The sequence below is a fragment of the Leifsonia sp. 71-9 genome (assembly GCF_001898805.1).
Lineage (GTDB): Bacteria > Actinomycetota > Actinomycetes > Actinomycetales > Microbacteriaceae > Leifsonia.
On sequence record NZ_MKVJ01000021.1, the window covers coordinates 1 to 11,996 of the forward strand.

Annotated in this window: 12 protein-coding genes and 1 pseudogene; 7 read left to right on the top strand and 6 right to left on the bottom strand. The window is 72.2% G+C overall.

Features of this window, described 5'->3' with window-relative positions:
• Both BGO91_RS16420 and BGO91_RS16425 read left to right on the top strand, forming a co-directional pair.
• Positions 1–898 (top strand): annotated as a pseudogene (locus BGO91_RS16420) (hypothetical protein); the annotation flags it as partial.
• The gene (locus tag BGO91_RS16425; RefSeq protein ID WP_290473806.1) at positions 898–1,260 is read left to right on the top strand and encodes a hypothetical protein; all 363 of its coding nucleotides are present in this window, start codon (positions 898–900) and stop codon (positions 1,258–1,260) included. The pseudogene BGO91_RS16420 and the gene BGO91_RS16425, both read left to right, overlap by 1 nt.
• Before the next feature lie 96 nt (positions 1,261–1,356).
• Here the strand turns inward: BGO91_RS16425 and BGO91_RS16430 are convergent, their stop codons facing one another.
• Positions 1,357–3,060 carry a cytochrome c biogenesis protein DipZ gene (locus BGO91_RS16430; protein WP_290473807.1) on the bottom strand — a complete coding sequence of 568 codons (1,704 nt, stop codon included), beginning with the start codon at positions 3,058–3,060 and terminating at the stop codon, positions 1,357–1,359.
• A 134-nt stretch (positions 3,061–3,194) separates the two neighbouring features.
• Between BGO91_RS16430 and BGO91_RS16435 the strand changes: the two genes are divergently transcribed.
• Both BGO91_RS16435 and BGO91_RS16440 read left to right on the top strand, forming a co-directional pair.
• Positions 3,195–3,857, top strand: a complete 663-nt coding sequence (locus tag BGO91_RS16435; protein WP_290473808.1) for a fasciclin domain-containing protein — start codon at positions 3,195–3,197, stop codon at positions 3,855–3,857.
• A gap of 130 nt (positions 3,858–3,987) precedes the next feature.
• Positions 3,988–4,644, top strand: a complete 657-nt coding sequence (locus BGO91_RS16440) for a SagB/ThcOx family dehydrogenase (protein ID WP_290473809.1) — start codon at positions 3,988–3,990, stop codon at positions 4,642–4,644.
• Between the two features lie 40 nt (positions 4,645–4,684).
• Here the strand turns inward: BGO91_RS16440 and BGO91_RS16445 are convergent, their stop codons facing one another.
• The 3 genes from BGO91_RS16445 to pdhA are packed head-to-tail and all read right to left on the bottom strand — an operon-like array spanning position 4,685 to position 8,064.
• The gene (locus BGO91_RS16445; RefSeq protein WP_290473810.1) at positions 4,685–5,926 is read right to left on the bottom strand and encodes a dihydrolipoamide acetyltransferase family protein; all 1,242 of its coding nucleotides are present in this window, start codon (positions 5,924–5,926) and stop codon (positions 4,685–4,687) included.
• 36 nt (positions 5,927–5,962) lie between these two features.
• On the bottom strand, positions 5,963–6,955 hold the full coding sequence (locus BGO91_RS16450) for an alpha-ketoacid dehydrogenase subunit beta (RefSeq protein WP_290473811.1): 993 nt from the start codon (positions 6,953–6,955) through the stop codon (positions 5,963–5,965).
• Positions 6,952–8,064, bottom strand: a complete 1,113-nt coding sequence (pdhA, locus tag BGO91_RS16455; RefSeq protein ID WP_290473812.1) for a pyruvate dehydrogenase (acetyl-transferring) E1 component subunit alpha — start codon at positions 8,062–8,064, stop codon at positions 6,952–6,954. The genes BGO91_RS16450 and pdhA overlap by 4 nt, the downstream gene beginning before the upstream one ends.
• A gap of 89 nt (positions 8,065–8,153) precedes the next feature.
• Here pdhA and BGO91_RS16460 point away from each other — a divergent pair, with 89 nt between their 5' ends.
• Positions 8,154–8,750 (top strand): TetR/AcrR family transcriptional regulator, encoded by a 597-nt coding sequence (locus BGO91_RS16460; protein ID WP_290473813.1) that lies wholly within the window; start codon positions 8,154–8,156, stop codon positions 8,748–8,750.
• Between the two features lie 51 nt (positions 8,751–8,801).
• Positions 8,802–9,458 (top strand): DedA family protein, encoded by a 657-nt coding sequence (locus tag BGO91_RS16465; protein ID WP_290473814.1) that lies wholly within the window; start codon positions 8,802–8,804, stop codon positions 9,456–9,458.
• On the opposite strand, the gene BGO91_RS16470 is transcribed toward BGO91_RS16465, so the two are convergent.
• Complete coding sequence (locus BGO91_RS16470) at positions 9,424–10,434, bottom strand: HAMP domain-containing sensor histidine kinase (RefSeq protein ID WP_290473815.1); 1,011 nt, start codon at positions 10,432–10,434, stop codon at positions 9,424–9,426. The genes BGO91_RS16465 and BGO91_RS16470 overlap by 35 nt on opposite strands.
• Positions 10,431–11,096, bottom strand: a complete 666-nt coding sequence (locus BGO91_RS16475) for a response regulator transcription factor (protein ID WP_290473816.1) — start codon at positions 11,094–11,096, stop codon at positions 10,431–10,433. The genes BGO91_RS16470 and BGO91_RS16475 overlap by 4 nt, the downstream gene beginning before the upstream one ends.
• Before the next feature lie 107 nt (positions 11,097–11,203).
• Here BGO91_RS16475 and BGO91_RS16480 point away from each other — a divergent pair, with 107 nt between their 5' ends.
• On the top strand, positions 11,204–11,980 hold the full coding sequence (locus BGO91_RS16480; protein WP_290473817.1) for a hypothetical protein: 777 nt from the start codon (positions 11,204–11,206) through the stop codon (positions 11,978–11,980).
• The last annotated feature ends 16 nt before the right edge of the window (positions 11,981–11,996 follow it).

Sequence of the window (11,996 nt, forward strand, 5' to 3'; positions counted from 1 at the left end):
CGACGCGACGGTCACCCCGGGCACGGGAACGGACCCGGCGACCGTCGCCGGTACCCACACCTACGCGACCGCCGGCGACTTCACGGTCTCGGTCACGGTGGACGACGGGCTGAAGAGCACCGCCGTCACCACCACGGTCCACGTCGACCAGGCCTACCAGCCGAAGCTCGACGCGGTGGCGGGGACGTTCCTGCCCGGCGCGGACGTGACGATCACCGGGCACGGGTTCGCCGCGGGCGAGCCGGTGGCCGTCACCCTGGGCACCACGCCGGCCACGCCGGTCTCGACGACGGCCGACGGCTCCGGTGCGATCAGCACCACGGTGACGATCCCGGCCGGCACCGCCGACGCCACCTACACGGTGACGGCGCGCGGCGACACGTCGCAGACCGACGCGACGACCTCGGTCGTCGTGAAGGCCCCGGTCGCGCCGGGTGCGGATGCGACGCTGAGCCTCTCCGCCGGGTCCGCCGTGCGCGGCGCGACGGTCGTGGCCTACGGCGACCACTTCCCGGCCGGCCAGACGGTGGCCTTCACCCTCCACTCCGACCCGATCGCGCTCGGGACGGCGACGGTCAACGCGCAGGGCGTCTTCACGGCCCCGCTGGTGGTGCCCGCCGGGGCGGCCACCGGAGCGCACGAGATCGAGGCGACCGCCGGCGGTGTGACCGTGCGGGTGGCGTTCACGGTGCTCGACGCCGCGCCGGTCGACCACGGCACCGCGCCCACGCAGGGCGGTGCCTGGACGGGACTGGCCGACACCGGCTCGAACGCGCAGGGTGCGCAGTCGGCCGCGGCGATGGGCGCCTGGCTCGTCCTCGCGGGCGCACTGCTCGCCGGGGCCGGCTACCTGGTGAGCCGCCGCATCCGCCGCACCCGCGGAGGATCGGCCGAGTGATGGAGGCGACGATCGCGCAGGCGCACGCCGCGGACGAGGAGCAGGAGGAGGGGGAGCGCCCGTACGCCTGGGTGCTCCCCGCCCTCCCGGCCGAGGCCGAGCGCGTCGTCGCCGCCCTCCAGCAGCGGCAGTGGGAGCGCAGCCGGAGCACGTGGTGGCGTCGGGCCGCCCCGCGCCGGCTGACCCCGCTGGACCGCGAGATGGCCGCCGTGCGCGAGCTCCGCGAGCTCGCCACGGCGGTCCTGGACCGCCGCGGCGGCAACCGCTACGGCGCGATCGTCCCGGTCTCGGAGGTCCTGCTCATCCTGTCCGACCCGGTCGCCTGGCGCGAGCTGCTCGCCGTGAGCGGACTCGACCGCTAGCGCGCATCCCCCTCACAGACCCCGACGGGTCGCGGCCCTCAAAACCTCCGGCCGCGGCCCGTCGGCTGCGTTCTGCTCAGTGGGCAGGGCGCGGGTTTATCCGAAGGTGAAGGAGTAGGCGGTCACTCCCTGCGGCACGGTGACCGTCAGGGTCCCGCTCCCCGTGTCCGTGGTCGAGAGCAGCTGTCGGGCGTTCGGGACTCCCGAGACGTGCACGGTCTGCTTCTTGCCGTCGCGCTCGACCGTGACGTCACCGGTGCCGGAGAGCACCATCTGCACCACCTTCGCCGTGTACGAGAGGCGGATGGTCGCCGGGCCGGCCGACGGGGTGATGGACTGGGTGCCCACGTTCCAGCCGCCCTCGAGGGCGAAGGTGTTCGCGGCCTGCTTCGCCGGCAGGCTGAACGTCTGCGCGCCGCTGGTGTACTTCTCGGGACCGTCGTAGTTGCGGACCTTGGTGTAGCCGAGATAGCTCTCCGGCGTGATCTTGCTGACCTGCGGGGTAGAGTCGGCGACCTCGGTGGGAGCCGGCAGCTTCACCGACGGGTTGGCCTGCTGCAGCAGCTGGCGGATGAGCGACTCGGTCTGGGCATAGTTGCCCTCGCCGAACTGCACGTTGCGCACCGTGCCCTTCGCGTCGATCAGGTAGTGGGCCGGCCAGTAGCGGTTGCGGTAGTTGGTCCAGGTCGACAGGTTGTTGTCGATCGCGACCGGGTAGGTGATCCCGAAGCCCTTCGCGGCCGACTCGACGTTCGCCGGCACCTTCTCGAACGCGTACTCGGGGGAGTGGACGCCGATGATCTGCAGCCCCGCCGCCTTGTACGCCTTCTCCCACGCGACGACGTGCGGGATGGAGCGCTCGCAGTTGATGCAGGAGTACGCCCAGAAGTCGATGAGGACGACCTTGCCCTTCTCCTGATCGAGCGCGATCGGCTTGTTCCCGGGGGTGTTGAACCACTGCTGGATGCCCGTGATGTCGGGAGCCGTGCCGCACGACTGAAGCGTGTCGGCGTCGTTCGTGCACTTCGAGAGGTTCTTGTTCTGGTCGTTGACCAGGCCGCCGAGGTTGAGCGCCTGGCTCACCTGGTCGGAGGACGAGAAGTTGTCCTGCAGCGCCGACGTGTAGTCGGGGATGAGCCGCTGCAGGGCCTGCGGGATGTTGAAGAACAGGCCGACCGCCAGGGCGACCATCAGCACACCGCCCGTGATGCGGATGCCCTTCTGGTGCTTGCGGAACCCCTTCACGCGCTCGGAGACCCGTCGGCCCGCCAGCGCGAAGATCAGCAGCGGGATGGCCGCGCCGATTGCGAAGGACAGCGTCAGCACGATCGTCTCCACGCCGATCTTGCCCGTCGAGCCCGCGACCGTGATCGCCGCGAGCACCGGTCCCGCGCAGGGCACGTACACCGCGCCGAGCGCGATGCCGAGCACGAAGCCGCCGCGGTCGGTGCCCACGTTGCGCTGCGGGATCCACGAGAACGGCTTCTCCAGGATCTCCTCGAACTTCGGCACGATCAGGCCGACGCCGATCAGCACCAGCACGACGATGCCCGCGTACCGGAGCACGTCCTGCGGCAGGTGCAGCAGCGCGAGGAGGAGCGAGCCGAGCAGCGTGAACACGCTGAACGACACCACGAGGCCCAGGATCACCTGGTACGGCCTCCACCGGGAGGCGCCGGAGGCGCGGTCGCTCTGCGCGCCGCCGGAGAAGAAGATCACCGGCAGCACGGGGAGGATGCACGGGGAGATGCCCGTGATGAGGCCGCCGAGGAATCCGATCAGCGCGAGTGTCAGGTACATGCCCTGCGTTCGGCGGCGGCATCCCGATCGGATTGGCCGGAAGACGTTCCAATCCGATCGGGAGCGAGGCTCCGAAGCCCCGTCGTAGCAAGCACGTCGAAGTACGTCACATCACTGCACGAAGGAGTCTCACAATGCGCACTTCCAAGATCTCACTCGCCGTCGCGGGAACGGTCGCGGCCCTCGCCCTCGCCCTCACCGGATGTTCGTCGGGCTCCGGGACGGGCTCGTCGTCCACCTCGTCCTCGGGCTCGGCGATGACGACGCCGTCGGCCTCCGCCACCGCCGACCCGGCCGCCGACCTCGTCGGTACGGGCTGCGCCGCCTACGCCAAGCAGGTCCCGACCGGTGCCGGCTCCGTCGCCGGCATGTCGCAGGACCCGGTGGCCACCGCCGCCTCCAACAACCCGCTGCTGACCACGCTGGTCGCCGCGGTCTCCGGCAAGCTGAACCCCAAGGTGAACCTGGTCGACACCCTCAACGGCGGCGAGTTCACCGTCTTCGCCCCGGTCGACAGCGCCTTCGCGAAGATCGACTCCGCCACCCTCGACACGCTGAAGACCGACGCGGGCGCCGCAACGCTCAGCAAGATCCTCACCTACCACGTGGTCCCCGGTCAGATCTCCCCGTCCGACATCGACGGCACCCACAAGACGGTCGAGGGCGGCGACGTCACGGTGACCGGCTCCGGCGACTCGATCAAGGTCAACGACGCCAACGTCATCTGCGGCGGCGTCCACACCGCCAACGCGACGGTGTACCTCATCGACTCCGTCCTGATGCCGCCGGCGCAGTGACCCTGAGCTGACGAAACGCGATGAAGCGCCCGGTCCCGAACCGGGCGCTTCGTCGTGTGCGGGGGAGGGTGCGTTAGTTCCGGCGTTCGCTCGCTCGCGCGTCTCCCGGCCCGGTTTGACTGGTGGGGTGATGACCGCGCGAACGATCCCCCTCCCCTCGCCCGACCTCTATTACCCGGCGTCGGGAGTGAGCGTCGTCACCGCGCTGCGCGAGCGCCGGTCGCAGCACGAGTTCGCGGCCGAGCACCTGTCACTCACGGTGCTGGGAACGCTCCTCAACGAGTCGGCCGGCCTCACGGAGGTCTTCGGCCGAGGAACGCCGTCGCCGGGTCGGGCGTACCCCGTGTCGTGCGTCGTCGCCGCGTGCGCCGTCGACGGTCTGCCCGCCGCGTTCTACCGCTACGACCCGCGGGAGCACACGCTGGCCCCGTTGGACACCGAGGTCGCGCCCCGCGAGTGGCTGCAGCGGGTGCTCGCCAACCGCACCATCGCCGACACGGAGGCCGCGCACGTCTTCGCGGTCGGCGACCCCCGTTCCGCGGAGCAGCACTTCGGGCCGAACGCGGACCGCTTCCTCATGCTCGAGGCGGGCCAGCTCGTCCAGAGCATGCTCCTCGTCGCGCAGCACCAGAAGATCGGCGCGTGCACCATCGGCAGGTTCGACCAGGCCGAGGCGCAGGCGCTGCTCGGCCCGGCGACGGGAGGCGGCCCGGTGCTCCACAGCGCCGCCTTCGGCCACTACCCGGAGGCCCGGGTGCAGTCGGCCGCGCACCGCTCGGCGGCCTGACCGCCGCTCCACCGCCTCCCGCACCCGGACGCTCGTGTCCTCAGGCGATCACGCGCAACGGGTGCTCCAGGAGGCTCACCAGCGTCGCGAGGAACTGCGCGGCGAGCGCCCCGTCGATGATGCGGTGGTCGGCGGTGATCGTGAGCCGCATGCGCGTGCGGTTCACGATCTCCCCGTCCACGAGCGCGAGCTCGTCGCGCGCCGCGCCGACCGCGAGGATCGCTCCCTGCGGCGGGTTGATGATCGCGGTGAAGTGCTCGACGCCGTGCATCCCGAGGTTGCTGACGGTGAAGGTGCCGTCGGCCAGCTCGGCGGCCGAGAGGGTGCGGTCGGCGGCTTTCTCGACCAGTCGCCGCGCGACGGCGGAGATCGTGGACACGGAGGCGCGGTCGGCGTCCGGCACCACGGGGACGACCAGCCCGGACGGGGACGCCACGGCGATGCCCACGTTCACGCGCCGGTGCAGCAGGGTCGCGCCGCCGTCCGCCGCCGAGTAGGACGCGTTCACGCCCGGGTGCTGCCGGAGAGCGAGGGCGACGGCACGGACGAGGAGGTCGTTCACGCTGATCCGCGTTCCGTCGCCGGCCGCGGCATTGAGCTCCGCGCGCAGGCCCAGCAGACCGGCGACGTCGGCGGACGCAGTGACCGTGAACGTCGGAACCGTCGTGGCGCTCTCGGTGAGCCGGGACGCGATCGCCCGGCGGATCCCGTCGAAGGGGATCCGGTCGGCCGGGGCCGGGGCCGAGGCCGGGGCCGGGGCCGGGGCCGAGGCGTCGGCGGGAGGCTGCTCCTGCGTCCGGACGGGGTCGACCGCCGGCGCGACCGGCACCGCGTCCAGGTCGGCGCGGACGATCCGGCCGCCAGGCCCGGTGCCCGGGATCGCGGCTAGATCGAGGCCGCGCTCGCGGGCGATCTTGCGGACGAGCGGCGACGCGGGCCGACGGTCCGGGGACGCGGAGGCGGGGGCGGGAGCGGAGGTGGAGGCGGACGCGGCCTGCGGGGCCGGCGCGGCCGGTGCGGCGGCCGCGACCGGCGCATCCTCCCCGCTCCCGTCGTCGAGTCGCGCGATCGGCGTGCCGATCGCGACGTTCTCGCCCTCGGCGACGAGGATCTCGGCCAGCACCCCCGCCTCGTACGCCTCCTGCTCCATCAGCGCCTTGTCCGTCTCGATCTCGACGAGCACGTCTCCGGGCGCGACGGCGTCTCCCGGCTTCTTGTGCCAGGCGGCGATCGCCCCCTCGGTCATGGTGTCGGACAGGCGGGGCATGAGGATGTCGATCATGGTGCTCTCTTCTCGATACGGGTGCCGGTGGCCGGCTCAGTGGCGGCGCGCGACGGCGTCGAGGGTCTCGCGGATGGCGGTGATCGCGTCGTCCGCCGAGGGCAGCGCGGCCGTCTCCAGCGGTTTGGCGTAGGGCAGCGGCACCTCCGCCATCGCGACGCGGCGCACGGGGGCGTCGAGCCAGTCGAAGGCGCCGTCGGAGATCGTCGCCGCGATCTCCGCGCCGATCCCGTAGGTGAGCCAGTCGTCTTCGAGCACGACCGCGCAGTTCGTCTTCCGCACCGACGCGATCACGGTGTCGCGGTCGAGCGGGCGCAGGCTGCGCAGGTCGACCACCTCCACGTCGATGCCCTCCTCGGCCAGTCGCTCGGCGACCTCCAGGGCGACCGTCGCCATCCGGGAGTAGGCGACGACGGTGATGTCCGTGCCCGCGCGGGTCACCGCGGCCCGGCCGATCTCGGCGGGCTTGTCGTCGTCCGGCACCTCCCCGACCGTGTTGTAGAGGGCGAGGTTCTCCAGCACGAGCACCGGGTCGTCGTCGCGGATCGCGGCGAGCATGAGCGCCTTCGCGTCGGCGGGGGTGGAGGGGGCGACCACCTTCATCCCGGGCACGAACGCGTAGTAGAGCTCGATGTTCTGCGAGTGGGTGGCGCCGAGCTGCTGGCCGCCGCCTCCGGGAGTCCGGATGACGAGCGGCACGCGGGTCTGGCCGCCGAACATCCCGTAGATCTTCGCCGCGTGGTTGACGATCTGGTCGAGCGCGAGCAGCGAGAAGTTGATCGTCATGATCTCGACCACCGGGCGCAGACCGAGCATGGCCGCCCCGATCGCCGCGCCGGTGAAGCCCTCCTCGGCGATCGGGGTGTCGCGCACGCGCTTCGGCCCGAACTCGTCGAGCATCCCGGCGGTGATCTTGTACGAGCCCTCGAACAGCCCGATCTCCTCGCCGATGAGGAAGACGTCGTCGTCGCGGAGCATCTCGCTGCGCAGGGCGTCGTGCAGCGCCTGGCGGTAGCTGATCCGGCTCATGCGGGCACCCCCGCTCGCGAGGCCGCGACGGGACGCGGCGGTTGCGGGAACAGCGCCTCGCCCGGCAGGCGGCGCGAATCGTTCGGGACGGGCGTCGCGTACGTGTAGTCGAAGAGCGTCGAGACATCGGGATGCGGACTCGCCTCGGCGAACGCGGCGGCGTCGGTGACCTGCGCCACGACCTCCGCCTCCACCTCGGCGAGGAGCTCGTCGGTCGCGGCGCCGTCGGCCAGGAGCCGTGCGGCGAGCCCGGCGACCGGGTCCGCGGCGCGCAGCGCATCGACCTCGGCACCCGCGCGATACCGGGCCGGGTCGACCACCGAGTGACCCTTCAGCCGCCCGGAGGTCGCCTCCAGCAGGAACGGCCGCCCGGCTCGTGCACCGGCGATCGCCTCCTGCGCCGCTGCGAACACGGCCGCAGGATCGTTGCCGTCGACGCGCGCGGAGTCCATCCGGTACGCCGCCGCCCGCTTGTAGAGCTCGGGCTCGGCCGACGACTGGTCCACGGTGGTGCCCATCCCGAGCCCGTTGTTGACGACCACGTAGACGATCGGCAGTCCCCACAGGGCGGCGAGGTTCAGCGACTCGTGGAAGGCGCCGATGTTCGTCGTGCCGTCGCCCATCAGGCAGAGCACCACCTCGCTGCCGCCGCGGTAGTCGATCGCCAGCGCGGCGCCGGTGGCGAGGGGGAGCTGGCCGCCGACGATCCCGTAGCCGCCCATGAAGCGGGCGGCGACGTCGAACATGTGCATGGAGCCGCCCCAGCCGCGCGAGACACCGTCGGTGCGGCCGTAGAGCTCGGCCATCACGCGTCGCGGCTCGATGCCGCGGGCGATGGCGTAGCCGTGCTCGCGGTAGTTCGTGAAGACGTAGTCGGTGGGCTCGAGGGCAGACATCAGGCCGACGACGGTCGCCTCCTCGCCGAGGTTGAGGTGGCAGTACCCGCCGATCCTGGCCTCGGTGTAGGCGCGGGCGGTGCGCTCCTCGAAGCGCCGGATCAGCAGCATCCGGCGGTAGAAGGCGAGCAGCCGGGCGGCGTCGGCGGCCGGGCGCGCGGGGGTGGTGCGCGTGGCGGGCCGCTTGCGGGTGGATGCGGTGGATGGGGGCATGCGGGTTCTCCTCGTCGTCCCATAATGATACGAAACTCGTTTCATTGTAGAATGGGAGCCGGACCCGCGACGACCACGAAGGAGGCGCGATGGCCTCCCGAGACGCCCCGGCGACCGCGGCAGCACCGCGCAAGCGGGGCCGCCCCACCGAGCAGGAGCGCGCCCAGCGCCGCGACGACATCCTCGACGCGGCCGTGCGCCTCCTCCTCGCCGGCGGCTTCCACCAGGTGACCCTCGACACCATCGCCGCCGAGGCCCACGTCACCAAGCGCACCATCTACAGCTACTTCGGCGACCGCACGGACATCGGCATCGCCGCCGTCGACCGGTTGCGCGAGCGCGCGCTCGGCGAACCCGACGACGCGCACGGCCTCGCCGAGCTCGCTGCGGCCATCGTCTTCACCCTCCACTCCGACGAGGCGGTCGGCCTGCACCGGCTCATGATCGCGGAAGCCGGCACCCTCCCCGGTCTGGCCGAGCGCTTCTACGCCGACGGCCCGCGGTCGTATATTGCCGCCCTCGACCGGAGGCTGCCGCATCCCGACCCGGAACGCGCGACCGCGCTCTTCGCCCTCCTGCTGGGGGAGCCGCACCGCCAGCGCCTGCTCGGCCTGCGGGCGGCGCCGACCCGGCGGGAGGCCGCCGAGCACGCGAGCGCCGCCCTGCGCCTGCTCGCCCTGGGCTGAGCCGCGCGGTCCTTGGAGGATTCTTGGGGCGCCGCGGCTTGACTTGACCGCATGACCCACACCGGACTCCTCGCCACCGGACTCATCGACCCCCAGGGCATCATCCAGGCCGCCGGACCCTGGGCCCTCCTCGGCGTCTGCGCGATCGTGTTCGTCGAGACCGGCCTGCTCGTCGGGTTCTTCCTCCCCGGCGACACCCTCCTCTTCTTCGCCGGGGTGCTCACCCTCACCGGGCACTTCACCGAGCCGCTGTGGGTGATCATCGTCGCAGTGATCGTCGCGGCGGTGCTCGGCGATCAGGTCGGCTACCTGATCGGCCGCCGCACCGGTCCGGCGGTCTTCGAGCGCAAGGAGTCCGGCTTCTTCAGCAGGGCGAGCGTGGACCGCACACAGCACTTCTTCGACCGGTTCGGCGGCGCCGCCGTCACGGTGGCGCGGTTCGTGCCCGTGGTGCGCACCTTCGCGCCCGTCGCCGCCGGTGTCGGGCGCATGCACTGGACGCTGTTCACCGTCTACAACGTCGTCGGCGCGGCGATCTGGGCGACGGCCGTCATCCTCCTCGGCTACGGCCTCGGCCACATCCCGGGCGTCGCGGACTTCGTCGCGCAGTACCTCGACCTGGTGCTGATCGGCATCGTCGTGATCTCGGTCGTCCCGGTGCTCGTGCGCGCCATCACGCTGCGCCGGCGGTCGCGCGCGGATTCGTAGACGCCGGGACCCGCATCGCCAGCACTGTGCCGGACGGTCCGGTCGTCTCGACCGCGACGCCGCCGCCGTGCCGGGCGGCGATCTCGCGCACGAGGGCGAGGCCGATGCCGAAGCCCGCGCCGGCTCGCCGGGGCACGCTCGGCTGGGCCCGGGCGAACCGGTCGAAGATGCGGGAGGGGTCGATCCCCGAGATCCCCGGACCCTCGTCCGCGACGCGCAGCACCGCGTCCGCCCCGTCGCGGAGGACGCCGATCGTCACCCGGGTGCCGGACGGCGAGTGGGCGAGCGCGTTGTCCACGAGGGCGGTCGCGCAGCGCTGCAGGCTGGCCGGCGGGATCGTGGTCAGCACCTGCGGGTCGGCGTCGAGCAGCAGCTCCACCTCGGCGTCGCGCGCGAGCACCTGCAGGGCCTCGACCGCGCGCGCGACGGGCACGGCCATCGGCGCCGGCTCGACCGCCGCTTCCCGCTCCGGGTCGGCGGCGAGCAGCAGGTCGTTGACCACGTCGATCAGCGTCCGCGCGTCGTCCCGCAGCTCGGCGACCGTCGCCGCGGAGGGGTCGCCGTCCGGCAGACCGCGCTGCAGCACCTGGAGGCGCGCGTCGAGCACGGCGAGCGGCGTGCGCAGCTCGTGGCTCGCGTCCGCGACGAACTCGCGCTGGAGCGTGAGGGCGCGGCCGAGCGGGCGCACGGCGCGGCGGGTGACGATCATGCTGAGGACGCCCGCGATCGCCACCGCCAGCACTCCGACGACGACGAAGGCGATCATCGCCTCGGTCGTGTCGATGTAGATCTTGTGCTCGCCCGGCTTCGGCGGCTCCTGCAGCTCCGACGGCCGCAGCTGATCGAGCACGAAGAAGAACGCGACGCCGATGGCCGCGACGACGAGCGCGCCCGAGGCGATCGCCAGCTGCAGCCCGACCGTGCGGGAGGCGGCCCGCACCTCCCGCAGATCGGCATCCTCCTGCGCGCCGTTCACAGCTGCCCCAGCCGGTAGCCCTGACCGCGGACGGTCGAGATGATGTCGGGATCCGTCTTGCGCCGCACGTAGTGCACGTAGGTGTCGACGGTGCCGTCCTGTTCGTCGGCCTCGAAGACCGCCTCGAGGATCTGCCGTCGCGAGAAGGTGCGCAGCGGGTTCTCGGCGAGCAGGCGCAGGAGCGCGCTCTCCCGGTCGGTCAGCAGGATGCGCCCTTCGTACGGGGAGTAGATCGCCCGGCTCTCGGGGTGGAACCGCCAGCCGCCGACCGCGATCTCCTTGCCCTCGCCCGTGAAGGTGCGCGTCAGCGCGCGCAGGCGGGCGAGGAGCTCGTCGAACTCGAACGGCTTCACCAGGTAGTCGTTCGCGCCGGCGTCGAGGCCGTCCACGCGGTCGCGCACGGTGCCGAGCGCGGTGAGCATCAGGATGGGCGCCACGACCCGCCGTTCGCGCAGCGCGGTCACGACCTCCGCGCCGTCGAGCCCCGGCAGTCGCCGGTCGACGACCAGCGCGTCGAAATCGCCGGCCAGCCCCGCGGCGAGTCCGGCCTCCCCGTCCTCGACCCGCGTCACCTCGTACACCTCGGTCAGCACCTGCTCGATGAGCGGCCCGAGCCGCGGGTCGTCCTCGATCAGGAGCACGCGCAGTCTCTCCGTCGCCACTCGCCACCTCCACTCGCCGGCCCCAGCATGACGGACCGGCTCCCAGACGGCACTAAGGAGCGCGCCGTCTCAGAGATTTCTGGGAGCCGGTCGCCGATGCTGTCAGCATGCTGCGCAACAAGGTACCCGAGGTGACCGCCCTCTTCTGGGCGACCAAGCTGCTCACCACCGCGATGGGCGAGACCGCCTCCGACTTCCTGGTGAAGACCGTCGACCCGTACCTCGCGGTCGGGGTCACCTTCGTCGTGTTCGCCGGTGCGCTCGCGCTGCAGCTGGCCGTGCGCCGCTACATCCCCTGGGTCTACTGGCTGGCCGTCCTCATGGTCGCGGTGTTCGGCACGATGGTCGCCGACGTGCTGCACGTGCAGTTCGGCGTGCCCTATCTCGTCTCGACCATCGGGTTCGCCGTCGTGCTCGCCGCGGTCTTCTCGCTGTGGTGGGGAACGCAGCGCACCCTCTCGGTGCACCGCATCGACACGCGGGCGCGCGAGCTCTTCTACTGGTGCGCGGTGCTCGCCACCTTCGCGCTCGGCACGGCGATCGGCGACCTCACCGCCGTCACGTTCGGCCTGGGCTACCTCGCCGCCGGCCTCCTGTTCGGCGTGCTGTTCGCCATCCCCGGCGCCGCCTACCGGTGGTGGGGGATGGGCGCCACCGCCGCCTTCTGGACCTCCTACGTGCTCACCCGCCCGTTCGGCGCCTCCTTCGCCGACTGGTTCTCGCGCTCCCACGCGCTCGGCGGCCTCGGTCTCGGCACCGGACCGGTCAGCCTCGCGCTGTTCGCCGCGATCGTCGTCTGCGTGGTCGTGCTGTCGGCGCGCCCTCGCGGATCCTCAGGGTCCGGCGCGGCGTCCTTAGAGGTTCCTCAGCAGCGCTCCGCTTGACTGTCCTGGTCGACAG